Origin of the sequence: Xanthomonas campestris pv. phormiicola, from assembly GCA_025666215.1 — a bacterium.
In the GTDB taxonomy this organism is placed as follows: Bacteria; Pseudomonadota; Gammaproteobacteria; order Xanthomonadales; family Xanthomonadaceae; genus Xanthomonas_A; species Xanthomonas_A campestris_A.
The window spans coordinates 4,696,099-4,722,941 of sequence record CP102593.1 but is presented as its reverse complement, the minus strand read 5'-3'; the positions used below and the strand labels follow the sequence as shown (position 1 = coordinate 4,722,941).

Here is a 26,843-nt window from a genome sequence, read left to right as displayed (position 1 = left end):
CACAAGGGGCTTGCGGCGAGCCGGCTGGGTGCACTGTGGGAGGGACTTTCAGTCCCGACTGCTTCCGAAGCCGGTAGCTGCACGGCTCCGTGCGTCGCAATTGAAACCGCTCCTGCAGTGTCCAAACCGCTCAGTAATCCACGCCCACCGAGAACAGCAGCGTGCGCGGATCGCCCAACGCCACCGCGCGCTGCAGGCCGCCGGTGAAGTAGTCGCGGTCGAACGCGTTCTTCAGATTCAACGCGTAGCGCCAATGGCCCTGGCGGTAGGCCAGGCCGGCATCGAACACCGCGTAGCCGGGAATGCGATGGCCGTAGGCGGTCTTCTCGCCTTCGGCGCGCGCACCGCCGCTGAAGGTCCAGCCGTCGTCCACGCCTTGCGGCGCGTACTGCAGCCACAGCGAGCCGCTGTGCTTGGGCACGTTGTACAAACGGTCGCCGACGGTGGTGACGCTCTGTCCGCCGTCGTCGGTGACCACCGCGTCGGTGTAGGCGTAGCCGGCGAACAGGCTGACCCCGATGCCCAGGTCGGCGGCGGCGTTGAGCTCCACGCCGCGGCTGCGCTGTTCGCCCACCGCGATGCTGTAGCCGTCGTTGACCGGATCGGTCTGCAGCACGTTGCGCCGGCGCAGGTCGTACAGCGCCACGCTCAGGCTGGTGCCCGCGTCCAGTTCCATCTTCACCCCCAGCTCCACCTGGCGGCCATGCTCCGGATCGAACTGCGCGCCCTGCGCGTCGGTGCCGACGTTGGGATAGAACGAGGTGGCGACGCTGGCATAGGGGTGCAGCCCGCCGCCGGCGTCGAACATCAGCGCGGCCGAGCCGGTGGTGGCGCTGGCGTCGTTGCGCGTGTTGGTGCCGGTGAGGTAGTCCTCGCTGAGGTTGCGGCTGCGGTCGTGGCGCATGCCCAGCAACAGTTGCCAATCGGGCGTGAACTGGATGCGGTCGCGCAGGTACAGGCCGCCGGAGGTGACCACGCTGAGGTTGTCGCGGCTGGGCGTGGCCGGGCAGACGATCGCGCCGCCGTAGACCGGCGCGTACACGTCCAGCGTGCCGACCCGGCAGGTGGATTGCACGTTCCATTCCCAGGTCTTGAACGCGTCCACGCCGACGGTCAGCGTGTGCTGCCAGGCGCCGGTGGCGAAGCCGCGCTGCAGGTAGGTGTCCTGCACCCAGGTGCGTCCGTCGTAGTGCTGGTCGGTGGCGGTGCGGCGCAGCGTGCGCAGGTCGGCGGCCAGGCCGTTGTTGGCGATGACGAAGCCGTCCAGGCCGAATGCCTGCCAGCGCGCCGCATGGTGCAGGGTCCAGCCGTTGTCGAAGCGGTGGTCCAGCACGTAGCCGATGCGGCTCTGGTGGCTGTGGTACGGCGGCTGGGTGGGTTCGCCGGTGAACAGCGAGCGGTCGATCTTGCCGTGCGGATTGGCCTCTGCGCTGCCTTCCCAGGGCAGGCCTTGCTGGCGGATGTAGTCGCGTTCCTGGTAGCTGGTGAGGAGCACGAAGTCGGTGCGTTCGCCCAGGTCCAGCGACAGCGCCGGGGCGATCCAGCGGCTGCGGAAATACACGTGGTCGGTGGGATCGTCCGCATTCATCGCCAGGCCGTTGAGCCGCAGCGCGGTCTTGCCGTTGGCCGACAGCGGCTGGTTCAGATCGAAGCTGCCCTCCCGCAGGCCATCGCTGCCCACGCCCAGTTCGGCGCGGCGCAGCGGCGTGGCGTCGGGCCGCTTGCTGACCAGGTTGACCAGCCCGCCCGGCAGCACCTGGCCGTACAGCAGCGAGGCCGGGCCCTTCAGCACTTCCACCTGCTGCATGCCGAACACCTGCTCGGCGACGCGGTTGTTGGAGGCGGTGCGCAGGCCATCGACGAACAGCGAGTCGGACGCGGTCTGGCCGCGGATGATCAGGTCGTCCCAACCGCGCCGGCCATAGGTGTTGGCGACCACGCCGGAGACGTTGTGCAAGGCATCGGCCAGGGTCTGCGCCTGCTGGCTGTCCAGCAGCGCGCGCGGCACCACGGTGATCGAGAAGGGCGTCTGCGCCAGCGGCGTATCCGACTTGTCGGACTGCGCCGGCCTGGTGCTGCGGAAGCCGCTGTCGGCCGCTTCGGCGCGGACCTGTACCGCCGGCAGTACGGTGGCCTGCGCGGTATCGGCGGCATCGGCCGCGCGCGCGGAAGGGGAAGCCGCCATGCCGAGCAGGCAGGCGAGCGGGAGGGGGAGCAGTTTCATCGAGACCGTGGGCTGGGGAAGGGGCTAATCGAGAATGATTATATTTCGCGATGCGGTGCTTGCGAAGACCCGTCCGCCGGCGCTGGGCAGCCGCCAGGCACAGGCCAGCCGCGACCCGGCACGCAGGCGATGGGCAAGCGGGGTCGTTTGCCGCAGCGGCGGCCGATGATCGAGAAGGCCGGCACTTGCGGCAGCGGCGCACCCAGGACGCCGTTGGCGACAGGCACCGCCTGGCTGTCGCTAGGAAAGCGAGAGCGCTGCAGCGCGGATGATGCCGGCGCCGGGGCGCGCGGCGTGCGTCGCGGTGGATGCGGCAGCGGGTTGCCCTGGGGGCGTCAGGGCGCGGCGGTGGCCGCTACGGCGCGGGCCGCCACGCCCGCAGGCGGGGCCGCGCTGCGGCAGGCACCGTCGCGCCCGTCGCCGATGTCGCTGCAACCGCGTGCTGTCGATGCGCACGCAGGCGCTGCGATGCGCGTCAGCCGGCCACGCGCAGTACGCCGTTCTGGCCGCCCGGCGGCACGCCCTCGAACTGGGTCAGCGCGGCGACCAGTTCGGCGTGCAGGCGGATGCGGCCCATCTCGCGCATGATGCGGATGTCCTCGTGGCGTAGTTCGCGGTTGGCGACCACCTCGCGCTTGTACGCGAGGATCTCCGGATACTTGCGCGCCATGTTCAGCGCATCGGCGACGCACTCCACCGTATCCGCATCGGCCGACAGCGGCTCGCGGCTGTTGAAGGCGGTGAGCCAGCGCTCGAAGCCGGCGGTGCGGTCGAACATGTTGGCGATGAACCAGATCACGAACAGGATCGCGACCCACGACGTGACCACGATGACGATGCGCGAGAAGGTCAGGTGGTAGTCGTGCTGCCACAGCTGATTGGTGATGACGCCCAGGATGATCAGCGAGATCGCCTGCCAGCCGATGATCGAGGCCACCAGCCATTGCTGCTTGGCGGCGGCCAGCAAATTGACTTCCGAGCGTAGCTGCGCCTCGCTCTTGTGCTGCCAGTGCGCGACCTGTTCGGGGAACGAGCGCTGGTGCAGCGCATTGTCCTCCAACAACAACCCCAACCCCTTGAACAAAGCGATCATGACAGGCTCCCTGCAGATGCGGTGGCGGACGGCGGTGTCTTGGGCGATCTTGAAGCAGCTTCTTTCTAGCACAATGGCCGGAATTGGCATGCTGCACACGCACATGACAGCGGCCCCCGGCGCGGCACGCACGCGCCCTGCGCTGCGACCCGGAGGCCGCGGCCCCATGGAGGCAGTCGCCAGCCATGCGCGCGGCGGTTTGCATGACGCATGCACGGCGCCCGCTACCATGTCGCGATGACCGCCATGCTGCGTACCCTCACCGCTCCTGCCGCCGCCCGGATCCGCCGCTGGGTGCTGGACGTGTTCCCGCGCGGCCAGGGCGGGATCGACTACGACCAGCCGCTCGGCGATGCCGGCCTGTTCGGCCCCGACAGCGTCACCTGGCGCATCCACGCCGAGTTCCCCGGCATGCTCTCCGGCGGCCTGTGCGCGCTGCTGCTGCAGACCCTGCATCCGCTGGCGCTGGCCGGCGTCTACGACCATTCCAATTTCCGCGAAGACCTGGTCGGGCGCCTGCGCCGCACCACCCAGTTCGTCGCCGCCACCAGCTATGCGCCATCGGCCGAGGCGCAGCGCCTGATCGCGCGCGTGCGCACGATCCACGCACGGATCCGCGGCCGCACGCCCGACGGCCGCGCCTATGCCGCCGACGATCCGGCGCTGCTGACCTGGGTGCACGTCACCGAGGCCTACGGCTTCCTGCAGGGCTATCGCCGCTACTGCCGCGCGGTGCCGGTCGCCATCGCCGATCGCTACTACGCCGAGGGCCGGCGCGTGGCCGAAGCGCTGGGCGCGCAGGCGGTGCCGGCCAGCGAGCGCGAGGTGCTGGCGTACTTCGACCAGGTGCGCCCGCACTTGCGCGTGGATGCGCGATCGCGCGAGGTGCTCGCGGTGCTGGCCGGCCTGCGCCTGCCGGTGCCGGCAGCGGGCCTGTCGCGCGAGCTGTTCCTCGGCGCCGGCGCGGCGCTGCTGCCGCCGTGGGCGAGCGCGATGCTCGAGCGCGGGCGCCTGCAACGCGCCCAGGCCGCGGCCGCGTCGCGGGTGCTGCAGGGGCTGGCGCCGCTGTTCCGCATCGCGCTCAACGACGGCATCGCGCAACGCGCCTGCCGCCGGGTCGGCCTCGTCCCGCAGCGGCTGGCGCAGTGGCCCGATTGAGCGGGGCGCCCGCGCCTGCGAAGCTGAACCGTACGGCCGATCCGCTGCACGGCGTGCGTCGCGGCGCCATCGCCGGGTCAAGATCGCCACGCCCAGGCCGCTCTATGCAGGACCTATGCAGCCCCGCTTCCTTTCCGCCGACAAGGGCCACGACGTCCGCTTCAGGCAGCGCCTGCGGCGCGCGCTGCGGGCGCCGTTGCAGGCGATCCTGGTGTGGGGCGCGGGGTTGGCGCTGCTGCTGGCCTGCGGGCTGGCCTATGTCCTGGTGCAGGACCGCGGCAACCGCCTGGCCGCCGCGCAACGGCAGAGCCTGGCGCTGGCGACCGGCGCCGACCGCCTGCTGCAGTTGGAACTGGACAACCTCAGCCAGGTGCTGCGCGGCGAAGGCGTGGGCGCGCAGGCGCTGCTGGCCGGCACGCCGGCACGCGCGCCGGCGCTGATCGAGGCATCGCTGCGCAGCGTGCTGCTGCGCCATCCGGAACTGCACGGCATTGCGTTGCTGGATGCGCAGGGCCAGCGCCGCTACGGTACGGAGGGCGATCCGGACGTGCGCGAATGGGCGCTGGGCTCGCGCCGCAATGGCGATCAGGTGTACGTCGGTCCTTATCAACTCCTGGCCGATGGCGAAGCGGTGGTGCGCCTTGCGTTGCCGCTGGCGTCGGGCGATTGGGTGGTGGCGAGCTGGCGGGTCGCGGCATTGCAGCGCGTCGTCGGCGGGGTCGATGCCGGCCGCGATGGCGTGGTCGCACTGACCGATACGCATGGCCTGCTGCTGGCGGCCAGCAGTCCCGCTGCCGGCGCCACCGGCACCCGCGTGCTGCTGCCGTTGGGCCTGGTGCGTGGGCTGCCGCAGGGCAGTGCGCTGGGCATGCACCGCACCATGTTCGACCAGCAGCCGCGCATGCTGGCGGTCAGTGGTGGGCGCAACTATCCGTTGCTGGCGGTGTCCGGGCTGGCGGTGCGCGAAGCGCTGGCACCGTGGTGGTGGTTCGCCGGCGCTGCGTCGCTGGGGTATCTGCTGTATCTGCTCGGGTTCGCCTTCCTGCTGGGCAGCCTGCGCCGCGCCGAGGACCGCCAGCGCCAGCTGCTGGAGCGCCTGCGCCGCGGCGACGAGGACCTGCGTCTGGCGCACGCGATGGGCGGCATCGGCACCTGGCGGGTCGAGGCCGACCGGCGCGACCTGCTGCTGGCCGAACAGAGCGGTACCTTGTTCGGAGCGCCGCAACTACGCATGCGCCTGAGCGATTTCCTGGCCCGGGTGCATGACGACGATCGCGCGCGGGTCGAGCAGTTGTACGACGAGGCGCTGCACGGCGACGGCGAATACAACGTGGTGTACCGCATGCACTCGCCCGATGGCGGCCTGCGCTGGCTGGCCGCGCGCGGTGCGCGGGTGCAGGGCCGCGACGGGCTGTGCATGACCGGTGCGGTGCAGGACGTCAGCGAACGGCTCGAGGCGCAGGCGCGGCTGTTCGATGCCGAGCGTCAGTTCCGCCTGGTGTTCGAGCGCAACCCGCTGCCATTCTGGCTGTTCGCGGTGGACAGCCTGGGTTTCCTGGAAGTGAACCAGGCCGCGATCCGCCAGTACGGCTACAGCCGCGACGAATTCCTGGGCATGACCCTGCTCGACCTGCGCCCGCCGGGGGAGACCGAACGGCTGCTGGCGGACGTGCGCAAGCCGCGCGACGGCTTCGATGCGCCCAGCGTGTGGACCCATCGGCGCAAGGACGGCAGCCTGCTGTCGGTGCGGGTGCACAGCGCCGACGTCGACTTCGGCGGCGTGCCGGCGCGCCTGATCCTGGCCGAGGATGTCAGCCAGCGCGTTGCCTACGAGCGTGAACTGGCGTTCCGCGCCAGCCACGATGTCACCACCGGGCTGCTCGATCCGCGCGCGCTGGCCGAGGCGCTGGATGCGCGTGGGCAGGCGGGCTATGCGGTGGCGTACGTGCAGTTGCGCGGGCTGGCGCTGATCGGCGACACCCTGGGCCGCGCCGCCGGCGATGCGGTGCGCTGCGCGGTGGCGGCGCGGCTGCGTGGGCTGGGCGAACGCTTCGGCCTGACCGCGCACCAGCCATCGCAGGACTTCGTGCTGGCGGTCCTGGATCCGCAGCAGCTGCCGCAGGCGCTGCAGGTGCTGCTCGAGGCGATGTCCGCGCCGGTGCAGGGCGGCGGCTTCACCCAGCAGCTGCAGGCGCACATCGGTGTGGCGCTGTGCCCGGACGATGCCGCGGGCGCCGAGGAGACCATCGGCAGCGCCGCGCAGGCCGCGCATGCGGCGCAGGCCGATGGACGCAGCGTCGCCCGCTTCGAGCGCAGCATGTCCGCGCGCATCGGCGAACGCCTGCGCCTGGCCGGGCGCATCCATCAGGCGATCGCGCGGCAGGAGTTCGAGTTGCATTTCCAGCCGATCCTGCGCGCCGACAGCGGCGCGCCGCGCCTGCTCGAGGCGCTGATCCGCTGGCCGCAGGCCGACGGCAGCTGCATCGCCCCGGACCAGTTCATCCAGCTGTGCGAGGACACCGGGCTGATCCTGCCGCTCGGCCGCTGGGTGTTGCAGGCCGCCGCGCAGGCGCGGCGCCAGCTGATGCAGCACGGCTGGGCCGAGCTGCCGGTGGCGGTGAACGTGTCGGCGCTGCAGTTCTTCGACGGCGACCTGGTCGCGGACCTGGTGCAGGCCTGCGCCGAAGCGGGCCTGGCCGCCGACAGCCTGCACCTGGAGCTGACCGAGAGCAGCCTGATGCGGCAGCCGCAGCAGGCGCTGGAGGTGTTGCGGCAACTGCGTGCGCTTGGCGTGGGCGTGGCGCTGGACGATGTCGGCACCGGCTTCTCCAGCATGGCCTACCTGCGCGACCTGCCGCTGGATACGTTGAAGATCGATCGCAGTTTCGTCGCCGAGGTGGATCGCGACGCGCGCAACGCGTCGATCTGCGAGGCCTTGCTGACGCTCGGCCGCAGCCTGGGCCTGGAGGTGGTCGCCGAAGGCGTGGAGACCGAGGCGCAGCTGCAGTGGCTGCGTGCGCAAGGCTGCGACCATGTGCAGGGCTATCTGCTGGGGCGTCCGGCGCCACTGGCGCAGGTGATCGACGCGCTGGGCGCGCGCGAAAAAGCTACAGCATGATGTCGATGGCGTGCTGCGCGCCGGGCGCGGGCAGCGGTTCGCCGTCCCAGTAGCGGCGCAGCGGTTCGCGGACCAGATCCAGCGCGGTCGAGGCGCCGCGCACGCCAGGAAAACGCCGCAGGTTGTGCGCCTGCAAGGCGAGTATGCGCCGGTCCTGCTCGCCGACCTTGCGCAGCAGCGGCCACACCAGCCAGCGCACCGCCCATGCCGGCGCCCAGCGTCCGTCCACGTGCAGGCTGGCGAACACCTCGGTGCTGCGCATGCCGACCGGGGTGAAGTGCAGGCTGATCCGCACGCGGCCGCCTCGCGCATAGCGGTATTCGATCTGCGCGGTGCCGGGCGCGGCGAAATGCGCGCGTTCCAGCGTGCGCGGCGATTCGAACAACCGGTACAACCAGCCGCTCTGCGCGGCGGCGCCAGCATAGTCCACATGGAAGCCCTCGGCGCCGGTCTGCAGGCAGGCGCGCATCGGCGTGCGCGCACCGCCGCGGCGCACCAGCCCCGGATGCAGCAGATGGGTGTGCAGCGGATCGAGGAAGTTCTCCAGCGCATCGACCACGTGCGCCTCCCAACGCGTGCGCCACAGGAAGCGCCGCGCCGACGGTTGCAGGTCCTGCACCAGCTGCGCCGGGTGCGCGTCGCCGTCGGGGTCCGGGCGCAGCCAGATCAAGCCGTCGTGTTCGCGCGCGGCGAAGGCGCGCACCCGCACCGCCGGCAGCGCCTGTCCGGGCGGCATGCCGGGAATCTCGCGCAGCGCGCCGTCGCGGCCGAAGCGCCAGCCGTGGTAGGGGCAGGCCAGGCCGTCGCCGCTGGCGCAGCCGGCCGACAGCGGCGCATGCCGGTGCGGGCAGCGGTCCTCCAGCGCGAGCAGGCTGCCATCGGCGCAACGCGCGATCGCCGCATGCCGGTCCATCACCGTCACCGCCAGCGGTCGCCCACGCAGCGCGTCGGCCCGGGCGACGGCGAACCAGTGTCGGTACAGCGAAGGATGCCAGTCGGTCATGGCCGATAGCGTCGCATGCGCGGTACCTGGATGTCTGGACGCAAGCTCACGCCGTGTGGCCGACAGCATCCCTGAGCGCGGGCAACGCGCTATGCGACGACCGTTCCGGTCACCCGGTTGCGCCCGCCGCGCTTGGCCGCATAGAGCGCCTGGTCGGCGATGACGACCAGCTTCTGCCACTCGACCTGCGCCTGGGTCGAAATGCAATAGCCAACGCTGACCGTGCAGGCGACCGAAGTGCCGGACGGGGTCACGATGTGCTGACGTTCGACCATGCGCCGCAAGCGCTCGGCGATGTCGCGCACCACCGATTCGTCGCCATGCGGAATCAGCACCATGAACTCCTCGCCGCCGACCCGGGCGAGGACGTCCGGACTGCGGATGTGCCGCGCAAGCGTGTCGGCGATGGCGATCAGGACCTGGTCTCCCACTGCGTGGCCAAGGCGGTCGTTGATGGTCTTGAAGTTGTCGACGTCGATCATCAGCACCGTGACCGGCGCATGCCTGTTGCGCGCCCGTTGCGTGGCCGACTCGCCTTTTTCCCACATGACGCGCCGGTTGGCGACGCCGGTGAGGGCGTCCTGGGACGCATGGCGGATCAATTCCGCATATATCTCGTGGGTCAGCATCCACAGGAATCCAGGCGTGATGACCGCGGTCAGCACCATGCGCGAGAGCAAGCCGAAGACCGTGGTCGGGTCGTAGGACGTGTCCGCGGACGGATGGGTCGACCACCATGCGATGCGCAGCAGCAGCATGAGCGCCCACAGGAAGTGGAAGACGGCGGTGAAGCGGGCTGCGGTCCGGACGGTTTCGTCGGCATGGCGCCACAAGGCCATGCCCGTGGCAACGGTCAGCAGGCCGCGCAGCGTGCAGCCGAAGATCACCATGATCCTGAGATCGTTGCCGTTGCCGTCGCCGCGCAGGCAATAGGTCTCCGCGACTGCGATCGCCGCCACCGGAATCAGGATCCGGAACTGGATCAAGGGCCGCCGCAGATAGGCGTTCATCGCGAACAGGGTCAGGACCGTGGCGAGATCGATCGTCAGATTGCCGATCAATCCCATCGGGTCGGCGTGCCCCGGCGCTGCGCGCGGCAGCAGCAATGCGCCGAAGCCTGCGGCGAATGTGCCGTAACTCAGGCTAAGAAGCAGCAAGCCTCTGGTGTGTTTGGCTTTGCGTCGCGTCAAATGCAGGGCGAGGAACATCGCCGAGGAGACCGCCGCCAATAATGCGTTGACGAGCAGCAAGGTGCCAGTGTGAGCCAGGTGTGCGATCCATTCCAAAAGTCCCCCGATCCGCGGCGCAAACGATGTTCAGAGACTACCCGGTATGGGGTAGCGAGAATATGCCAACTGCCCATTGCGGCCGTTGCCGCACTGCAAGCGTTTCCAATGCGCCACGCTGCACCGGGCGATGGAATTGCGGAAAATCGCGGCGTCGCCTGGCGCTGCAGACGATGATGCGAACCTCCGCGCTGCGCTGTGGGCGACAGGCCTGACACCATGGTCTTGCGTATATCCGTTATCCGTGAGTTTGCCGCTGCGTTCGACCGCAATCTTCCGGGATGCGATACGCCTTTGCGGCTCATGATGGCGTGCGCGTGGATGCCGGGTGGGTTTGGCGGCGCGGAACACGTCGACCGGAAAGGTCGATGCGGTCCATCCGGTTCCTGGCGCTTGAGCTTGCCGTGTTATCGGCGGCGGTTGCGCCGCCTTTAGCGCTTTTCCGCTGCGATCGGAGCCGCCGCGGCGTGCCGGTTTCTCATAGCCGATAGCGGCGCATCAGCGGCACGCCGAGGTGTTCGGTCAGCGCGCCGAGCGCAGCGATCGGCTGGCGCCGGCGCAGCGGCAGGTGGCGCGCGTCCACCGCGCTGTACTCGATCACCGGGGTGCCGCCGCGCTGGCGCTTGAAGCTGGCCGCGCCGGCGCTCTGGTTGAGCCGGCGGCCGTGGCGCAGCGCATGCTCGAAGCCGCAGGCGGTGAGCGTGCGGTACAGCGCCAGCCGCTGCGGTTGCTGCAGGTCGTAGCCGACGATCGGCGCGGTCAGCGTGCGGCCGATGCCGAACAGGCCGGTGATGCAGGCCAGGGCGCCGTCCTCGCCGCGAAAGCCATCGAAGCGCAGCAGCCCGGCGCGGTGCCAGGCGCGCAGGAAATCGGCGTGGTAGGCCGGATTGCAGCGCGAATACTTGTCCAGGTACAGCTGCGCGTACAGCGCGGCGATGCGCGGATAGTCGGCCTCGCCGATGGCGTCGTTGCCGCAGCGCTGCAGGTCGGTGCGTGCGGTCAGCTTGAGGTCGCGGGCCAGGTCGCGGTGCTGCAGCAGCGCCGGCCAGTCGTCGTACAGATAGACCTGGCGGCTGCCGATCAGGGTGAAGCCCTGCGCCTGCAGCGCGTCCAGCCACTGCGGCGTATCGACCCGGTTCAACGAGCGGAACCACAGCGCGTGGTCCGGCCAGCGCGCGCGTGCGGCGTCCAGCAGGGCGCCCAGTCCTGCAGCCGGCAGCGGCGGGTACAGGTTGGTGGACAGCAGCCAGTTGTTGAGGGTGACCGCACGGTCGATCCGTGCCCAGTCCAGCCAGGCGCCGATGCCGCCGCACAGCCCGCGCAGCGGCGCGGCCACTGCCGGCGGCAACAGGCGTGCGGCCTCCTCGGCGGCATAGTCGGCATAGGTGGTGCGCGGCGAGCACACCCAGGCGTTGCCCGCGCGCTCCTCGCTCACCGTGACCGGCATCGACAGCGCGCCGGCCTGCAACATCTCGATGCGCGCGTACAGGTTGCCGGCCACGCCCTGCGCATCGCGGCCGCCATGCAGGTCGGCGAAACGCTGCGCCTGCACGGCGTAGTCCATGCGGGCCTCGGCGGCGCCGTTCATGGCGGCGGCAGGGCCTGGCCGTCCCATTCGGTATCGCGGGTGGAGGCCTCGCGCAATGTGCAGCGCTGGGCCAGTGCCAGCCGCGCGTGGCTGCCCAGGTCGCGCAGCGCGCCGGCCAGCGGACGCCGGTCGCCGCGCGGTGCGAGCACATCGTCGGCGCGGGCGTAGTCCTCGCGCCACTGGCGCAGTCGGCCATGACGCAATGCGGCCGGCAGCGCGACGCCGAGCATCAGCGGGCCGAGCATCGCCGCGCGCGTCGGCGCCGGGCGCACGAGCGCGGCCGGGTCGCGGCGGCTGCCGTCCAGCGCGGCGACCAGCGGGTCGGATGCGGCGAACAGGTGCAAGCCGCTGGTCGCACGCGGATTGCATTCGATCACGCTGTAGCGGCCTTGCGCCGAGACGATCCAATCGAAGGAGAGTTGCCCGCTGAAGCGCAGCGCGCGCGCCAGCTGCGCGGTGAAGCGCTCGATCTGCGGCGCCGGCGCGGCGTCGAAGTAATAGCTGGAGCTGCGCTGCAGCCGGTAGCGCGGGCGGTACACCGCGTGCGCCAGCAGCACGCCGTCGCGGGCCACCGCGTAGGAGCAGCGTTCCTCGCCGGCGCAATAGCGTTGCGCGACCCAATTGCCCTGGTCCGGCAGCGGCGGCGCGGCGGCGGGCAGGCCGTGCGGATGCACGCGCACGTGCACGCCGAAGCGCGAGTATTCCGGCTTCAGCACCAGCGGCGCGGTACCGGCCCATTCGCGCGCCTGCGCCAGGTCGCGCACCTGTGCGCTGTGCGGCACGTCCACGTCGGCGTCGAGCGTGCGCGCGAGTTGCAGGAATCGCCATTTGCTGTGCAGCGTGCGCAGCGTGTCGAACGCGTCCACCAGCACGTCCAGCTGCGCCGGCAGCGCCTGCCGGTAGCGGGCCAGGTAGAACACCTCCTCGCAGGTGGGCAGCAACAGCGCGATGCGCTCGCGCGCGACCAGCGCGTTGAGGTCGGCGATGTAGGCGGTCGCTGCGTAACGCGCCGAAGCGATGCGATGGCTGGCGCTGGCCGCGCGCGACCAGCCGGAAATGCGGCAGGCCACGCTGTCGGCCAGGTGCACGCGCCAGCCCTGCGCGGCGAAGCGGCGCGCCAGGTCCAGCGCCACCGGCGCACGCGCGCCGGTGATCAGCACCGCCGGCGCGCTAGGCATCGCCGCTCCGGTGCGCGGCCGGGCGCCATTGCCGGCAATGCGAGGGCACCATGCGCAGCGCCGGTTCGGCCAGGCGCAGCGCGTGCAGCCGTGCCAGCGTGTCGCGGTAGACGCGGTGCTCGCCGAGCAGCTGGGTGACCAGCGCCGGCGGCGGCGTGCCGTCGGCGATCGCGGCGCTGGACCAGGCCGCATCGGCGACCAGGAACACCGGCCCGTGCGCGTCCTCGAACCACAGTCCGTAGTGGCCGGGCGCGTGCCCCGGCAGCGGCACCAGCAGCACGCTGCCGTCGCCGAACAGGTCGCGCAGCGTGCCGAAGCCGCGCAGCGCCGCGGGCGCCGCGCCTGCCGGCAATGCCTCGAACCAGTGCATGCGTGCGCGCGCGCCGCGCAGCAGCGCCGGCAGGAAGCCTTCGCGCAGCGCCGCCAGCCGCCCGCGCCGCTGCAGGTCGTCCCAGGCCTGTTGCGCGCAGGCGATGCGCGCCTGCGCGAAATCGGCCACGCCGCCGACGTGGTCGCCATGGAAATGCGACAGCACGAGCCAGTCGATCGCCGCCGCGTCGATGCCGTCGGCGGCCAGCTGTTCGCGCAGCGATTGCCCGGGCGCCAGATGCACCGGCGTCAGCACGCGGTACAGGCGCTCGGGAAAGCGCGCGGTGGCGTCGAGAAAATGCTGCGAGTAGCCGGTGTCGAACAGCAGGTTGCCATGCAGCGGATGCTGCAGCAGCGCCGCCAGCGCGGGGAACTGGCACGGCGTCAGCGCCGCGCCGCGGCGCGTGGCGCGTTCGGGATGGGTGCAGTGCCCGGCTTCGTACAGCCGCCAGTGCAGCGTCGGTGCGCTCATGCGTGTGCTCGCCTGGCCGCGCGATGCGTGGGCGATGGTTCGGCCGCGGCGCTCTGGCGGGCCAGTCGCGTCGGGACTGAAGTCCCTCCCACACGTGCAAAGGCGCATGCGCCCGCGTAGGCCGGGGGTTGGACAGGAGCTTGCCGGCGCTGGCTCATCTGCGCGCCAGAGCGGCCAGCCCGGCCTCGGTGGACAGCAGCGGCGCGTAGCCGAGTTCGCGCCGCGCGCGGCCGATGTCCAGCGTCTGCGAGTAGCCGAGCACGCCGATGCCGTAGCGGCTCAGCCGCGGCTCCGGTTGCCCGCGCCGGCGCAAGGCGATCTGCTCGCCGACGCTGGCCAGCGCCAGGGCCAGGCGGCGCGGCACCGGCAGCAGGCGCACGCGCAGCTGCAGCGCCGCGAACAGCTGCGTGAGCAGGTCGCGCACCGCGATCGGCGTGCCGTTGCTGATGTTGTAGGCGCGGCCGTCGCCGAGGTGTTCGGCGCGCAGTGCGGCCAGCGCCGCGGCCACCGCGTTCTCCACGCAGCACACGTCGATCATCGCGCGTCCGCCGTGCACCAGCGGGAACCAGCCGCGCTGCGCCACCGCCAGCAGCCGCGGCACGATCGCGTTGTCGCCGTGGCCGAACACCGCGCGCGGACGCAGCACCAATGCCGGCAGCCCGGCCGCGGCGGCGGCGCGCACTTTTTCCTCCGCCTCCCACTTGGTCTGCGGATAGCCGCCGATCCAGCGCGCCGGCGGAGTGAACGCTTCGCGGACCTGGTATTGGTCGGCGAAGCGGAAATAGATGCTCGGCGAACTGAAATACACGAAGCGGCGCACCTGCGCGCGCTGCGCGGCGGCGAGCAGGCGCTCGGTGGCGACCACGTTGGCCTGGCGGAACAGCTCGGCGCGGGCCCAAGGCGCGGACAGCGCGGCGCAGTGGATCACCGCGTCGCAGCCAGCGAGCAACGCTGCCAGATCGTCGCGGCACAGTTCGGCGCGGACCACGTCGATGCGCGGGTCGCCGGCGAAGGCGGCCAGGGCGGCGGCATTGCGGCCGCTGGCGCGGACCTGCGCGCCGTCGGCGGCAAGGGCGCGGACGATGTGCGCGCCGATGAAGCCGGAGGCGCCGGTGACCAGGATGCGCGCCATGTCAGTACCTCAGCACTGCGCCGCCGAACGCCAGCCCGGCGCCGGAGCCGACCAGGCCGATCAGGTCGCCGCGCACGATGCGGCCGTCGGCGATGGCCTGATGCAGTGCGCTGGGGATCGAGGCGGCCATCTGGTTGCCGCGTGCGCCGATCACATCGACCAGCGTGCCCGGCGTCAGCCGCAGCGCGACCTGCAGGTGCCGCAGCGCCTTGGCGCTGGCCTGGTGCGGCACGATCCGCTGCAACTGCGCGAGTTCGACACCGGCCTTGTCCAGCAGCCGCTGCAGGAACCCGGGCAACTGCGCCGCGGCGAGGCGGTAGGTGGCGCGCCCGTTCATTTCGAACAGCGAGCCGGCGCGCAACGCGTCGATGCCGTGCTCCAGGCGCAGACCGGTGCCGCCGGCGCGGACCCGGCAATGCGCGATGCCTTCGGAATAGGTTTCCAGGTGCGCGGCCAGCAGCTGCGAGCCGCTGTCGCCGCTGTCCGCGCCCAGCACCACCGCCGCGGCGCCGTCGCCGAACAGCGGCGCGGTGTCCACGTCGTCCCAGTTCAGGCCGACGCTGGCGATCTCGCTGGACACGATCAGCACGCGCCGGTAGCGGCCGGCCGCGATCGCGCAGGCGGCCAGGTCCAGTGCGGCGACGAAGCTCAGGCAGGTGGCGTTGATGTCGAATGCGGCCAGTCCGCTGCCCTGCAGGCCGAGGCGCGCGTGCAGCAGCGCGGCGCTGCAGGGGATCGCCTGCTCCATCAGGCTGCAGGCGGAGATCACGCAATCGACCTGGTCCGGTTCGAGCTGCGCCGCCGCCAGCGCCGCGCGCGCGGCGCGTTCGCCCATCAGCGAGGCCGGTTCGTCGGCGCCGGCGTAGTGGCGCACGCCGACCCCGGCGTGGCGCAGGGTCCAGCCGGCGGGCTTGCCCCAGCGCTGGTCGAAGCTGTCCGAGGCCACTTGCCGCGCCGGCAGATAGTCGCCCGTGCCGAGGATGCGCACCGCGATGGGCCTGCTGGGGTCGACGGTCATTGCCAAAGCTCGCGCAAGGGGGGCGCAGCGTACTGCCAGCGGATCGACGCCGGCAACCGCGCTCGGGAAGATCGCACCGCCGCCTGCGGCTGGCGACCTCAGACAGTCCTCAATCGCGCAGCGACTTGGCGAAATATCTGGGCGCTTCGGCAAAGCCTTCCCGCCGATAGAAGGCGTGCGCGCGTTCGCGCCGGCCATGGCAGTGCACCTCCAGGCGGTCGCAGCCGCGCTGCCGCGCCAGCGCCTCGCCTTCCGCCAGCAAGCGCTGTCCCACCCCGGCGCCGCGCGCGCGATCGTCCACGCAGAAATAGCTGATGCGGCAGATGTCGCCGGCCAATGCCAACTGCGGCATGAAATGCAGCGACAACACACCCAATACGTCACCTCCCGCGGCGGCCACCAGCAAGGCCTCGTCCGGATGCGCCAGCAGCTGCGTCAGGCGCGCCGCGATGAAGTCCTCGGTTCCGGCATAGTCCAGCGCCGCCATCAGCGCCACGATCGCCTGCCGGTCCGCCATCGCCGCATTCCTGATCTCCAGGTTGCTGTTCTCGCCCATTGGCAGAGAGTAGGAAGTCGCCCGCGTTGGGCGCAAGCGCTTTGCCGGCCCGACGCAACCTGTGCGGACATGGGCGGCGCGCCCTAACGGCCGCGGCGCTGCCCGTACCAGAAGCCGAGCGCGTCGCGCGAGCGCAGCATGCCGCGGCCGCGGCGCAGCAACTGCAGCAGCAGGCCCAGGTGCTCGCGCTTGCTGAAGCTGCGCAGCTTGCGGTCGGAGGTATGCACCGGCTCGCGCAGGATCACGAAGCGGCCGCGCCGCGCCAGCGCGCGGCTCAGCGCCACGTCCTCGCCAGCGTAATAGCGTTCGTCGAAACCGCCGGCGGCGTCGAACGCGCTGCGCGTGCAGAACAGGAAACAGCCGGGGGCGATGCCGGTGCGGCGGAACAACCAGCCGAACAGGGCTTGCGCCACGCGTTCGTGCCAGGCGACGTTGCCGAGCAGCTGCACCTGCGCACCGCCGCCGACCGCGCCGGTGTGCAGCGCGCGCAGCGCCGCCGCCAGCAGTGGCGTGTTGACGCGGGTGTCGGCATCGACGAACAGCAGGTAGCGGCCGCGGCTGGCGGCGGCGCCGGCATTGCGGGTGGCGGCGATGTGCCGCAACTGCACCTCCAGCACCTGCGCGCCGTGGCGGCGCGCGATCTGCGCGGTGGCGTCGCTGCAGGCGTCGGCGACGACCAGGGTCTCGTAGTCCAGGCGCAAGGCTTCGGCGGCGATATGCAGCGACGCCAGGGTGTCGCCGATCAGGGCGGCTTCGTCGTGGGCGGGAACGATGAACGAGATCACGTCCGGCATCATGCGACGCCGGCGCGGCGCGGGCAAATCGGCCCGCGCCGCGTCCCGGCCGGCCGCAGGCGCGCACGGCCGGATCGGAGCAGCGGGTCAGCGCTGCAGCGTCGCCATCATCGCCGGCGGGTAGCGGGTGCCGGCGGCGGCGTCGGTCGGAAAGATCGCCTCGATCTGCGCCAGATCCTCGGCGCTCAGCGTCACCTGCAGCGCGCCCAGGTTCTCTTCCAGGTAGGCCAGGCGCTTGGTGCCCGGGATCGGTACCAGGTCCTCGCCCTGCGCCAGGACCCAGGCCAGCGCCAGCTGCCCGGGGGTCACGCCCTTGGCCTGGGCCAGGGTGCGCACCTGTTCCACCAGCTGCAGGTTGCGGGCGAAGTTCTCGCCCTGGAAGCGCGGCGAATGGCGGCGATAGTCGTCGGCCTCGAAGTCCTCCGGCGAGCGGATCGCCCCGGTCAGGAAGCCGCGGCCCAGCGGCGAATACGGCACGAAGCCGATGCCCAGCTCGCGCACCGTGTCCAGCACCTGGTCGCTCTCCGGGTCGCGCGACCACAGCGAGTACTCGCTCTGCAGCGCGGTGATCGGGTGCACCGCATGCGCGCGGCGGATGGTGCCGGCGGCGGCCTCGGACAGGCCCAGGAAGCGCACCTTGCCCTGTTCCACCAGCCGCGCCATGGCGCCGACGGTGTCCTCGATCGGCACGGTCGGGTCCACCCGGTGCTGGTAGTACAGGTCGATGTGGTCCACGCCCAGGCGCTGCAGGCTGCCCTCGCAGGCGGCCTGCACGTACTCGGGGCGGCCATCCACGCCGCGCGCGGCCGGATCGTTCGGGTCCAGCTTGATGCCGAACTTGGTGGCCAGGAACGCCTGCTCGCGGCGCCCGGCCAGGGCCTTGCCGACCAGCACTTCGTTGGTGTGCGGGCCGTACATGTCGGCGGTGTCGATCAGGGTGACGCCGTGGTCGAGCGCGGCATGGATCACCGCGATCGCGGCGGCATCGTCGCTGCGGCCGCCGTAGAACGCGCTCATGCCCATGCAGCCGAGGCCGAGGGCGGACACGCGGGGGCCGTTGCGGCCGAGAGTGCGGGTTTGCATCGGGAAACTCCTGTTGCGAAGTGGGAGGGACGGGAGAAGAAAAGACGCGGCGCGGACGCGGTCGTCGCGGGGCAGGGAGGATGCGGGCGCGGCGCGGCGGTGGGTTATCGCGATCGCGCAGGATCCTTGTCCGATCCTGCAAACGTGCCGCCGCGCCGCGATCTGCGCAGGCGCCGACCATGCCATGGCCGACGTTTGCGCACAGTCAGTGCCGCGTTCGGTCACGCGTCGGCGCCGCGGTTCAGATCGCCGGCGTACGCGGGCGCAGGCGGGTGCCGCCGGACACCAGGTGCCGCGGCATCGGCAGGCGCACGAACGCGTGCGGGAACGGATGCGCCACCGCGCTGACCGCGTCCAGCCGCTGCAACTGCGCCGCGTCCAGTTGCAGCTCCAGCGCGCCGAGGTTGTCGTCCAGCTGCGCCAGGGTGCGCGCGCCGACGATCGGGATCGCGCCGCCGCCCGGCCGCTGCAGCAGCCAGGCCAGCGCCACCTGCGCCGGCGAACGGCCGATCTCCGCGGCGACCTGCTTGACCACATCGGCGATGTCCAACGCGCGCTCGGTCAGCATTTCGTGTGCATGCGCGGCGTCGCCGCGTTCGGCGCCGGCCTGGCCGTCGGCGGCGCGGCGCTGCACCGCGGCCAGGTCCTGGCGGCTGTACTTGCCGGTCAGGATGCCCATGGTCAGCGGCGACCAGGCCAGCACCGCGAGCCCGAGCGCCTCGGCCATCGGCACCAGCTCGGCTTCGACCGTGCGCTGCGCCAGGCTGTATTCGATCTGCAGCGCCACCAGCGGCGACCAGCCGCGCAGGTCGGCCAGGGTCTGCATCCGCGCCACCTGCCAGGCCGGCGTGTCGGAGATGCCGGCGTAGACGATCTTGCCGGCACGGACCAGGTCGTCGAAGCCGCGCATCACTTCCTCCACCGGCGTGGTGTCGTCCCAGATGTGCAGGTACAGCAGGTCCAGGTAGTCGGTGCGCAGCCGCTTCAGGCTGGCCTCCACCGACTGCAGCAGGTTCTTGCGGTGGTTGCCGCCGCCGTTGGGATCGCCGGGGAAGGGGTTGAGGGTGTACTTGCTGGCGATCACCAGGCGGTCGCGGCGGCCTTCGGCGAAGGTGCCGAGCAGGGTCTCGGAGCTGCCGTTGGTGTAGGTGTTGGCGGTGTCGATGAAATTGCCGCCAAGCTCGACATAGCGCGCGAACAGGCGGCTGGCTTCGGCGGCGTCGGCGCCCCAGCCCCAGTCGTTGCCGAAGGTCATCGTGCCCAGCGAGATGGGGCTGACGCGCAGGCCGGAGCGGCCGAGCAGGCGGTAGTGGTCGAGCGACATGGGAGCTTCCTGGCGAGCGGATCGGAACCGCGGGAGGCGCAGGATGCGCCGCCCGACCAAGACGATAAACTGGCATAGTCTTCATCTTCCTTGAAGTTGAGCTTCACAATGGCCGCCAGTCCCCTGCCTGCCGTGGTCGCCTTCGCCCGCGTCGCCCACCACGCCAGCTTCACCCGCGCCGCCGACGAACTCGGCGTCTCGGCCTCGGCGCTGTCGCAGACGGTGCGCGCGCTGGAGGCGCAGCTGGGCGTGCGCCTGCTGCACCGGACCACGCGGCGGGTGGCGCTGAGCGAACACGGCGCGCGCTTCCTGGAACGGGTACGGCCGGGCCTGGCGCAGATCGAGGCCGCGTTCCTGGACCTGGACACGGTGCGCGAGCGCCCGGCCGGGCGCCTGCGCATCACCCTGCCGCTGGTGGTGGCCGACCAGCTGGTGATGCCGTGGCTGCCGTCGTTCCTGGCGCGCTATCCGCAGATCGAAGTGGAGTTGTGCGTGGATTCGGCGTTGGTGGACGTGGTGGCCGAGGGCTTCGACGCCGGCATCCGCCTGGGCGAGTGCCTGGCGCGCGACATGATCGCGGTGCCGCTGGGGCCGATGCAGCGCCAGGTGATCTGTGCGGCACCGGGCTATTTCCGGCGCCATCCGCCGCCGCAGACGCCGGCCGACCTGGTCGAGCACGACTGCATCGTGCATCGCATGAGCAACGGCCGGCGCATGGCCTGGGAGTTCACCCGCGACGGCCGCGATTTCGAGGTGGAAGTGACCGGCACGCTGGTGTTCAACGACAGCGCCCTGACCCATGCCGCCGCGCTGGCCGGGCTGGGCCTGGCGCAGGGCTTCGAATCGGTCGTCGCCGAGGACGTGGCCGCCGGCCGCCTGGTCCGCGTGCTCGACGACTGGCAACAGCCCTTCGCCGGCTTCTACCTCTACTACCCGGCGCGCGAACACCTGGCGCCGAAGCTGCGCGCGTTCATCGACCACATGCGCGCGGCGAACGCGCCGGGGTGAGGTTAAGCTCGCGCTGACTCGACTCGTTGCGGGAGCCAGCGCGATGCGTGGCCTTTACCTGGGATTGTGCGTGGTCGGAACGGTGTTGCCGCTCGCGGCCTTCTGGCCTTGGCTGCAGCACTACGGGCTCGACTTGCCCTTGTTGCTGCGCCAGATCGCGGCCTCGCCGCCATCGCTGTTCGCCTGGTGCGATGTGCTGGTCGCGGCCGTGGCGGTGATCGCACTGGTGTTGGCCGAGGGCCATCGCCTGGGCATGCGCAGGCGCTGGCTGCCGCTCGTGGCGCTGCTGACGGTCGGCGTGTCGCTGGCGCTGCCCTTGTTCCTGTGGATGCGCGAGCGGCAGCTGGCGGTTGCCCGCAACGCCGGCAATGGGACGTGACCGAGACGGCATGGCCGTGCGGCAAGGCGTGCGTTGCTGACGACGATGCGCTGCCAGGGTGGTCGCGTCGCCACCGTTGCGGTGGCGACGCCGTCATGCGGCTCAGCCCTTGAGCTTGGCCGCGTATTCGGCCACGCGCTTGCCGAGCAGGCGGGCGGTTTCCAGGTCGCCGGCGCGCGGCGCTTCCTCCGGCGAGGCGTCCGACGGCGAGATCGCCAGCGCGCCGGCCGAGCCGGCGGTCCAGTTGATGTCGGCCGGGCCGTGCGCCTTGGTGTTGGCCGGCAGCAGGCCGGTGCCGATCCAGACCTGGCCGTGCTGCTGCGACAGGGTCCAGAAGTATTCGATGGTGGAGAACTTGTCGCCGTTGAGCGAGGCCGAATTGGTGAAGCCGGCGGCCACCTTGTCCTTCCAGGCCTGCGAGAACCACGGCTTGGAGCTGGCGTCGGCGAACTTCTTGAACTGCCAGGCCGGGCCGCCCATGTAGGTGGGGCTGCCGTAGACGATCGCATCGGCGTGGCCGAGCGCTTCCCAGGCGGCGTCGGGCAGGTTGCCGTCCTCATCGATGCGGTACAGCGTGGCCTCGCCGACGCTGGCGGCGCCGGCGTGCACGGCTTCGGCCTGTTTGACGGTATGGCCGTAGCCGCTGAAATAGACGATCGCGATCTTGCTCATGGGCGGACTCCTGAGAGGAAGGGGAGGGAGCGAAGCGCTGGCATTGTGCGCGTGTGCCGCCGCTGCGATCAGCGCCACGCGCGGGATGTTGTGTCCGACCGGTGCCTGCGCCACGCCGGCCCCAGGCGAGCCGGGCGCCGCGTCAGGGCGCGGCGGCGTGCATCTCGCGCTCGATGCCGACCTCGACCAGGTAGTCGATGAAGCTGCGCACCTTCGGCGCCAGATGGCTGCGGCTGGCGTACACCGCGTAGACCCCGATCGGGGCGAGCCGGTGGTCGGCCAGCACCCGCACCAGGCGGCCGTCGTCCAGCGCGTCCTGGGCGATGAAGTCCGGTTGCAGCACCAGGCCCATGCCGGCGATGGCGGCCTCGCGCAGCACGTCGCCGCTGTTGGCGCGCAGCCCGCCGCGCACCTGCATCCGGGTCTCGCCGTCGGGGCCATGCAGGGCGATCTCGTCCAGCGGCATGTAGCTGTAGGTCAGGAATTCGTGGCCGGCGATGTCGGCGGCCAGGCGCGGCGTGCCGGCCCGCTGCAGATAGGCCGGCGCGGCGTACAGATGCACCTGCACTTCGCCGAGCTTGCGCGCGATCAGCGTCGGCGTCACCTGGCGGGTGATGCGGATCGCCATGTCGTAGCCTTCCTCGACGATGTCCACCAGCCGGTCCGACAGCGACAGGTCCAGCGCCACCTGCGGGTAGCGCGCCCGGTAGCCGGCCAGGCGCGGGCCCAGCCGGGCGATGCCGAAGCTGAAGGGCGCATTGATCCGCAGCGTGCCGGACGGGGTCAAGGCCTGTTCGCCGACCGCCGCTTCCATGTCGTCGAACTCGGCCAGCAACACCTGGCAGCGCTGGTAATAGGCGGTGCCGACGCTGCTCGGGCTGACCCGGCGGGTGGTGCGGTTGAGCAGGCGCAGGCCCAGCCGCTTCTCCAACCAGGCCACCTGCCGGGTGACGCTGGGGGTGGACATGCCCAGCGCATCGGCGGCGGCGTTGAAGCCGTTGCGGTCGACCACGGTGACGAACACGCGCATCGCCTCCAGCGTATCCATTGTTGCCGTTCCTGAAATAGATATCCGGTTGGAGGGTAATTTATCTGCCCTCGCGGCGGAAATACCCTGTGGATCTGCCGCCGTGGCCGTACCGATCCAGGGCCGCGCGTGCCGGTGCGGCCGGCCCCGGCAACGTCCCGATCGGCGCACGCCGCGCCGCATCCTCCTGGAGAATCCGTCATGTCCCGTCTGCCCTCGCTGTACATCTCGCATGGTTCGCCGATGACCGCGCTGGATCCGGGCCCGGTCGGCACGCGGCTGGCCGAACTGGCGGCCGCGCTGCCGCGTCCGCGCGCGATCGTGGTGGCGTCCGCGCACTGGCTGGCGCGGCGGCCGCTGGTCGGCGCGGCGGCGCAGCCGCAGACCATCCACGACTTCGGCGGCTTCCCGCGCGAATTGCACGAGATGCAGTATCCGGCGCCGGGCGCGCCGGCGCTGGCGCGCGAAGTCGCCGAGCGGCTCGAGCGCGCCGGGCTGCAGCCCTACGTGGACGAGCGCCGCGGCCTGGATCATGGCGTGTGGGTGCCGTTGTCGCTGCTGTACCCGCAGGCCGACATCCCGGTGCTGCCGTTGTCGATCCAGCCGGAACTCGGCCCGGCGCATCAGCTGGCGATGGGGCGCGCGCTGGCGCCGCTGCGCGACGACGGCGTGCTGCTGATCGGCTCGGGCAGCATCACCCACAACATGCATGACTTCGGCCGCTACGCTCCAGGCAAGCAGGCGCCCTATGTGGGCCCGTTCATCGACTGGGTGGAGCGGGCGTTGCTGCGCGAGGACCTGCCGGCCTTGCTCGACTACCGCCGCCAGGCGCCGTTCGCCGAGCGCGCGCATCCGACCGACGAGCACTGGTTGCCGATCTACTTCGCGATGGGCGCGGCCGGCGAGGGCGGATTGGGCGCGCAGCGCATCGATGCGGGCATCGCCGCCGGGGTGATGACGATGGACAGCTATCGGTTCGACGGCCGGGCGCAGCGCGCGGCTGCGTGATCCGGCCGGACGCCGGCGTTGCTGCCTGAGCGGTTCATCGCAATGCAGGCGATCACGCATTGCCGTCTCACATGCTGAGACGGCAGGCGGGCATCGTACCCAGGTGAATACCCTGGAAAAGCTCGCCGTGCTCGCCGACGCGGCCAAATACGACGCCTCCTGCGCCTCCAGCGGCGCGGACAAGCGCCATTCGCTGCGCAGTGGCGGCATCGGCAGCACCGAGGGCATGGGCATCTGCCATTCGTATACGCCCGACGGCCGCTGCGTGTCGCTGCTGAAGATCCTGCTGACCAACTTCTGCGTGTTCGATTGCGCGTACTGCGTCAACCGCGTCTCCAGCAACGTGCGCCGCGCGCGCTTCGCCCCGGCCGAGGTGGTGAAGCTGACCCTGGATTTCTACAAGCGCAACTACATCGAGGGCCTGTTCCTGTCCAGCGGCATCATCCGCAACAGCGACTACACGATGGAGCAACTGGTGGAGGTGGCGCGGCAGCTGCGCGAGGAGCACCGCTTCGCCGGCTACATCCATCTCAAGACCATCCCCGATGCGGCGCCGGAACTGCTGGCCGCCGCCGGGCGCTACGCCGACCGGCTCAGCATCAATGTCGAGCTGCCGACCGAACAGGGCCTGACCCGGCTGGCGCCGGAAAAGAGCGTCGGCGGCATCCGCGCGGCGATGGGCGAGCTGCGCTGGCGCATCGAGGAAAGCAAGGAGGCGCGCAAGGCCGAGCGCAAGCTCAGCGCCAAGCCGCCGCGGTTCGCGCCGGCCGGGCAGAGCACGCAGATGATCGTCGGTGCGGACGGCGCCGACGACCGCGCGATCCTGCGCACCAGCCACAACCTCTACGGCAATTACCGGTTGCGGCGGGTCTACTATTCCGCGTTCAGTCCGATCCCCGATGCGTCCTCGAAATTGCCGCTGCAGGCGCCGCCGTTGCAGCGCGAGCATCGTCTGTATCAGGCCGACTGGCTGTTGCGCTTCTACGATTTCTCGGTGGAGGAGATCGCGCCGGAGGCGGCCAGCGGGATGCTCGATCTGGATGTGGATCCGAAGCTGGCCTGGGCATTGCGGCATCCGGAGCGGTTTCCGGTCGATCTGAATACGGCGGCGCGGGAGATGCTGTTGCGGGTGCCGGGGCTGGGCACGCGCAATGTGGAGCGGTTGTTGCTGTCGCGGCGGCATGCGCGGTTGCGGGTGGAGGATCTGGCGCGGTTGCGGATGCCGATGAAGAAGGTGCTGCCGTTCGTCAGTGTGGCGGATCATCATCCGCGGCGGCGCTTGGACGATCCGCAGCGGTTGCGGGCGCAGTTGGCGCCGTCGCCGCGGCAGGGTGGGTTGTTTGATTGACTCTGTGCTGTGGCGCTGTGGGGGCTGGGTTGTTGCGCTGCTGGCCGCAGCTGCGACCGCAACTGCAACTGCAACTGCAGAGGCAGTAGCTGAAGCAACAGCAAGATCAAGAGCTTTCGCGCCGGTCGGCGCGAGTCACTTTTGTCTTGGCAAAAGTAACCAAAACCGCTCCCGCCCGACACGAGCCGGTGCGATACAGCCGCACCGTTGCCCTGCGCTCCTCGCGGCGAGCGGAATTTATCCCCTTTTCGGGACGGCGCCCAAACTCGCTTCGCTCAAACAGGGGCGCCTCTTCGGCCGCTCGCCACTGCGGTGCTCGGCTCGCTTTAAGGCGGGACGTTTCAACAGCAAAATCACCGGCAACAGCAACAGCAACAGCAACAGCAGAAATGGCGGCGGCAATGGCGGTAGCTGCAGTGGCGGTTGTGCTGTGGTCTTTCGCTTTGGGTTCGGTGCGGCGTTGTGGGGGCAGGGCCGTGTTCCAGGCTGAGGTGGTGCCGCCGTGGAGTCTGGAGGCGTGGCGGGCGGCGGCGCGGGCGGCGTGGTGCGCGCAGGTGGCGCCGGAGCTGTTGGTGTGGGGCGGGGATGCGCAGGGCGGGTTGCTGGCCGGGACCGATGTGGCCGCGTTGCCGGCGACGGTGGCGGCGCCACGGGTGTCCGCCGAGTTCCTGGCGTTGGCCGGGGCGGTGTTGTGCCATCGCGATGCGCAGCGGCATGCGTTGCTGTATCGGTTGCTGTGGCGGATCGCGTCGGGCGAGCGGGCATTGTTGCAGCGGGTCACCGATGCCGATGTGCATCGGGCGCAGCAGTGGGCGCAGGCGGTGCGGCGCGACAGCCACAAGATGAAGGCGTTCGTGCGCTTCCGCGAGGTGCCCGGCCAGGCCGAGGCGTTCGTCGCCTGGTTCGAGCCGGAGCATCACATCGTCGATCGCATCGCGCCGTTCTTCGCGCGCCGTTTCGCCGGCATGCGCTGGGCGATCCTGACCCCGTACAGCAGTGTGCGCTGGGACGGCGCCGCGCTGCAGTTCGGCGCCGGCGCGCAGCGCGCCGATGCGCCGGCCGACGATGCGCAGGATGCGTTGTGGCGCACCTACTACGCCAACATCTTCAATCCGGCGCGGCTCAATCCGGACATGATGCGCCAGGAGATGCCGCAGAAATACTGGAAGAACCTGCCGGAGACGCAGTTGCTGCCGGGCCTGATCCGCGAGGCCGGGCAGCGCGTGCGCGCCATGGCCGAGCGCGCGCCGGAGCAGGTGCGGCGGCGCATCCCCGCACCGCCGCCGCCGGTCGTGGCCGCCGCCGACGACAGCCTCGAGGCGCTGCGTGCGGCAGCGCGCGAGTGCCGGCGCTGTCCGCTGTGGCAACCGGCCACGCAGACCGTGTTCGGCGAGGGCCCGCACGACGCCGCGGTGATGGTGGTGGGCGAGCAGCCCGGCGACGAGGAGGACCTGAGCGGGCGGCCGTTCGTCGGTCCGGCCGGGCGCCTGTTCGATCGCGCGCTGGACGAACTCGGCATCGCCCGCGCCGGGCTGTACGTGACCAATGCGGTCAAGCATTTCCGCTTCGAGCAACGCGGCAAGACGCGGCTGCATCGCAATCCCGAACGTGCGCAGGTGGAAGCCTGCCGCTTCTGGCTGGCCGGCGAGCTGGCGCGGGTGCGGCCGCGCGTGGTGCTGTGCCTGGGCGCGACCGCGGCGCGCGCGGTGCTGGGCAACGGCTTTGCGTTGATGGCCCAGCGCGGGCAGTGGCAGGCGCTGGCCGACGGCACCCGCGCGCTGGCCACCGTGCATCCGTCCTGGGTGCTGCGCCAGCGCGGCGGCGATGCGGCAGATGCCGCCTATCGAGGCTTCTTGCGCGACTTGCGCGTTCTGGCAGGATAGGCGCAGACGCCGCGCGGAACCCCGACTGGCGACTGATCGCGTGCACGCGTCCGGCTGTTGTTGGAGTGGGCAGGCCACGGCCTGCCGAGGGAATGGCGCAAAACGAGGACGGCCGCAGCCGT

At 71.1% G+C, this 26,843-nt stretch carries 22 protein-coding genes; 7 read left to right on the top strand and 15 right to left on the bottom strand.

The annotated features are described in order from the left end of the window. Positions 1-130: 130 nt before the first annotated feature. Together NRY95_19935 and NRY95_19930 are read right to left on the bottom strand one after the other, a co-directional pair. Complete coding sequence (locus NRY95_19935; protein UYC15931.1) at positions 131-2,224, bottom strand: TonB-dependent siderophore receptor; 2,094 nt, start codon at positions 2,222-2,224, stop codon at positions 131-133. A gap of 475 nt (positions 2,225-2,699) precedes the next feature. Further along, a complete protein-coding gene (locus tag NRY95_19930) occupies positions 2,700-3,317 on the bottom strand; it encodes a hypothetical protein (GenBank protein UYC15930.1) in 618 nt (205 codons plus the stop codon). A gap of 237 nt (positions 3,318-3,554) precedes the next feature. Between NRY95_19930 and NRY95_19925 the strand changes: the two genes are divergently transcribed. After that, positions 3,555-4,475 (top strand): oxygenase MpaB family protein, encoded by a 921-nt coding sequence (locus tag NRY95_19925; protein UYC15929.1) that lies wholly within the window; start codon positions 3,555-3,557, stop codon positions 4,473-4,475. 115 nt (positions 4,476-4,590) lie between these two features. After that, the gene (locus NRY95_19920) at positions 4,591-7,593 is read left to right on the top strand and encodes an EAL domain-containing protein (protein UYC15928.1); all 3,003 of its coding nucleotides are present in this window, start codon (positions 4,591-4,593) and stop codon (positions 7,591-7,593) included. On the opposite strand, the gene NRY95_19915 is transcribed toward NRY95_19920, so the two are convergent. The 11 genes from NRY95_19915 to NRY95_19865 all read right to left on the bottom strand — a co-directional run bounded on the left by NRY95_19915 (position 7,583) and on the right by NRY95_19865 (position 19,396). Next, positions 7,583-8,596: a Rieske 2Fe-2S domain-containing protein gene (locus tag NRY95_19915; protein ID UYC15927.1), complete on the bottom strand. Its 1,014-nt coding sequence runs from the start codon at positions 8,594-8,596 to the stop codon at positions 7,583-7,585. The genes NRY95_19920 and NRY95_19915 overlap by 11 nt on opposite strands. A gap of 89 nt (positions 8,597-8,685) precedes the next feature. Next, positions 8,686-9,882: a GGDEF domain-containing protein gene (locus NRY95_19910; GenBank protein UYC15926.1), complete on the bottom strand. Its 1,197-nt coding sequence runs from the start codon at positions 9,880-9,882 to the stop codon at positions 8,686-8,688. 478 nt (positions 9,883-10,360) lie between these two features. Then, positions 10,361-11,470 (bottom strand): hypothetical protein, encoded by a 1,110-nt coding sequence (locus tag NRY95_19905; protein ID UYC15925.1) that lies wholly within the window; start codon positions 11,468-11,470, stop codon positions 10,361-10,363. Then, positions 11,467-12,648 (bottom strand): ATP-grasp domain-containing protein, encoded by a 1,182-nt coding sequence (locus NRY95_19900; protein ID UYC15924.1) that lies wholly within the window; start codon positions 12,646-12,648, stop codon positions 11,467-11,469. The genes NRY95_19905 and NRY95_19900 overlap by 4 nt, the downstream gene beginning before the upstream one ends. After that, on the bottom strand, positions 12,641-13,489 hold the full coding sequence (locus NRY95_19895) for an MBL fold metallo-hydrolase (protein ID UYC15923.1): 849 nt from the start codon (positions 13,487-13,489) through the stop codon (positions 12,641-12,643). The genes NRY95_19900 and NRY95_19895 overlap by 8 nt, the downstream gene beginning before the upstream one ends. Positions 13,490-13,643: 154 nt before the next feature. Then, positions 13,644-14,621, bottom strand: a complete 978-nt coding sequence (locus tag NRY95_19890; protein UYC15922.1) for an NAD-dependent epimerase/dehydratase family protein — start codon at positions 14,619-14,621, stop codon at positions 13,644-13,646. A 1-nt stretch (position 14,622) separates the two neighbouring features. After that, the gene (locus NRY95_19885; protein UYC15921.1) at positions 14,623-15,639 is read right to left on the bottom strand and encodes a ketoacyl-ACP synthase III; all 1,017 of its coding nucleotides are present in this window, start codon (positions 15,637-15,639) and stop codon (positions 14,623-14,625) included. Positions 15,640-15,748: 109 nt separating this feature from the next. Next, complete coding sequence (locus NRY95_19880; GenBank protein ID UYC15920.1) at positions 15,749-16,156, bottom strand: GNAT family N-acetyltransferase; 408 nt, start codon at positions 16,154-16,156, stop codon at positions 15,749-15,751. Positions 16,157-16,278: 122 nt separating this feature from the next. Further along, the gene (locus tag NRY95_19875) at positions 16,279-16,980 is read right to left on the bottom strand and encodes a glycosyltransferase (GenBank protein UYC18649.1); all 702 of its coding nucleotides are present in this window, start codon (positions 16,978-16,980) and stop codon (positions 16,279-16,281) included. Positions 16,981-17,076: 96 nt separating this feature from the next. After that, a complete protein-coding gene (locus NRY95_19870) occupies positions 17,077-18,072 on the bottom strand; it encodes an aldo/keto reductase (protein UYC15919.1) in 996 nt (331 codons plus the stop codon). Between the two features lie 241 nt (positions 18,073-18,313). Next, on the bottom strand, positions 18,314-19,396 hold the full coding sequence (locus NRY95_19865) for an aldo/keto reductase (GenBank protein ID UYC15918.1): 1,083 nt from the start codon (positions 19,394-19,396) through the stop codon (positions 18,314-18,316). A 108-nt stretch (positions 19,397-19,504) separates the two neighbouring features. Between NRY95_19865 and NRY95_19860 the strand changes: the two genes are divergently transcribed. Then, entirely contained in the window at positions 19,505-20,404 is a 900-nt protein-coding gene (locus tag NRY95_19860) for a LysR family transcriptional regulator (protein ID UYC15917.1), read from the top strand. 43 nt (positions 20,405-20,447) lie between these two features. Continuing rightward, entirely contained in the window at positions 20,448-20,783 is a 336-nt protein-coding gene (locus NRY95_19855) for a DUF2834 domain-containing protein (protein UYC15916.1), read from the top strand. A gap of 102 nt (positions 20,784-20,885) precedes the next feature. Here the strand turns inward: NRY95_19855 and NRY95_19850 are convergent, their stop codons facing one another. Further along, the gene (locus NRY95_19850; GenBank protein UYC15915.1) at positions 20,886-21,455 is read right to left on the bottom strand and encodes a flavodoxin family protein; all 570 of its coding nucleotides are present in this window, start codon (positions 21,453-21,455) and stop codon (positions 20,886-20,888) included. A gap of 142 nt (positions 21,456-21,597) precedes the next feature. Then, the gene (locus NRY95_19845; protein UYC15914.1) at positions 21,598-22,503 is read right to left on the bottom strand and encodes a LysR family transcriptional regulator; all 906 of its coding nucleotides are present in this window, start codon (positions 22,501-22,503) and stop codon (positions 21,598-21,600) included. A 180-nt stretch (positions 22,504-22,683) separates the two neighbouring features. Here NRY95_19845 and NRY95_19840 point away from each other — a divergent pair, with 180 nt between their 5' ends. From NRY95_19840 to NRY95_19830, 3 genes are all read left to right on the top strand, one after another. Continuing rightward, on the top strand, positions 22,684-23,490 hold the full coding sequence (locus NRY95_19840; protein ID UYC15913.1) for a dioxygenase: 807 nt from the start codon (positions 22,684-22,686) through the stop codon (positions 23,488-23,490). 103 nt (positions 23,491-23,593) lie between these two features. Next, positions 23,594-24,838 (top strand): putative DNA modification/repair radical SAM protein, encoded by a 1,245-nt coding sequence (locus NRY95_19835; protein ID UYC15912.1) that lies wholly within the window; start codon positions 23,594-23,596, stop codon positions 24,836-24,838. 476 nt (positions 24,839-25,314) lie between these two features. Next, positions 25,315-26,721 carry a UdgX family uracil-DNA binding protein gene (locus NRY95_19830; GenBank protein ID UYC15911.1) on the top strand — a complete coding sequence of 469 codons (1,407 nt, stop codon included), beginning with the start codon at positions 25,315-25,317 and terminating at the stop codon, positions 26,719-26,721. Positions 26,722-26,843: the final 122 nt, after the last annotated feature.

What these genes read in the sequence shown, in the direction of transcription:
- NRY95_19930 (UYC15930.1), bottom strand. Translation starts at nt 3,317, where the DNA reads ATGATCGCTTTGTTCAAGGGGTTGGGGTTGTTGTTGGAGGACAATGCG.
- NRY95_19855 (UYC15916.1), top strand. Translation starts at nt 20,448, where the DNA reads ATGCGTGGCCTTTACCTGGGATTGTGCGTGGTCGGAACGGTGTTGCCG.
- NRY95_19920 (UYC15928.1), top strand. Translation starts at nt 4,591, where the DNA reads ATGCAGCCCCGCTTCCTTTCCGCCGACAAGGGCCACGACGTCCGCTTC.
- NRY95_19895 (UYC15923.1), bottom strand. Translation starts at nt 13,489, where the DNA reads ATGAGCGCACCGACGCTGCACTGGCGGCTGTACGAAGCCGGGCACTGC.
- NRY95_19905 (UYC15925.1), bottom strand. Translation starts at nt 11,470, where the DNA reads ATGAACGGCGCCGCCGAGGCCCGCATGGACTACGCCGTGCAGGCGCAG.
- NRY95_19850 (UYC15915.1), bottom strand. Translation starts at nt 21,455, where the DNA reads ATGAGCAAGATCGCGATCGTCTATTTCAGCGGCTACGGCCATACCGTC.
- NRY95_19860 (UYC15917.1), top strand. Translation starts at nt 19,505, where the DNA reads ATGGCCGCCAGTCCCCTGCCTGCCGTGGTCGCCTTCGCCCGCGTCGCC.
- NRY95_19890 (UYC15922.1), bottom strand. Translation starts at nt 14,621, where the DNA reads ATGGCGCGCATCCTGGTCACCGGCGCCTCCGGCTTCATCGGCGCGCAC.
- NRY95_19845 (UYC15914.1), bottom strand. Translation starts at nt 22,503, where the DNA reads ATGGATACGCTGGAGGCGATGCGCGTGTTCGTCACCGTGGTCGACCGC.
- NRY95_19900 (UYC15924.1), bottom strand. Translation starts at nt 12,648, where the DNA reads ATGCCTAGCGCGCCGGCGGTGCTGATCACCGGCGCGCGTGCGCCGGTG.
- NRY95_19925 (UYC15929.1), top strand. Translation starts at nt 3,555, where the DNA reads ATGACCGCCATGCTGCGTACCCTCACCGCTCCTGCCGCCGCCCGGATC.
- NRY95_19935 (UYC15931.1), bottom strand. Translation starts at nt 2,224, where the DNA reads ATGAAACTGCTCCCCCTCCCGCTCGCCTGCCTGCTCGGCATGGCGGCT.
- NRY95_19870 (UYC15919.1), bottom strand. Translation starts at nt 18,072, where the DNA reads ATGCAAACCCGCACTCTCGGCCGCAACGGCCCCCGCGTGTCCGCCCTC.
- NRY95_19885 (UYC15921.1), bottom strand. Translation starts at nt 15,639, where the DNA reads ATGACCGTCGACCCCAGCAGGCCCATCGCGGTGCGCATCCTCGGCACG.
- NRY95_19840 (UYC15913.1), top strand. Translation starts at nt 22,684, where the DNA reads ATGTCCCGTCTGCCCTCGCTGTACATCTCGCATGGTTCGCCGATGACC.
- NRY95_19915 (UYC15927.1), bottom strand. Translation starts at nt 8,596, where the DNA reads ATGACCGACTGGCATCCTTCGCTGTACCGACACTGGTTCGCCGTCGCC.
- NRY95_19880 (UYC15920.1), bottom strand. Translation starts at nt 16,156, where the DNA reads ATGGCGGACCGGCAGGCGATCGTGGCGCTGATGGCGGCGCTGGACTAT.
- NRY95_19865 (UYC15918.1), bottom strand. Translation starts at nt 19,396, where the DNA reads ATGTCGCTCGACCACTACCGCCTGCTCGGCCGCTCCGGCCTGCGCGTC.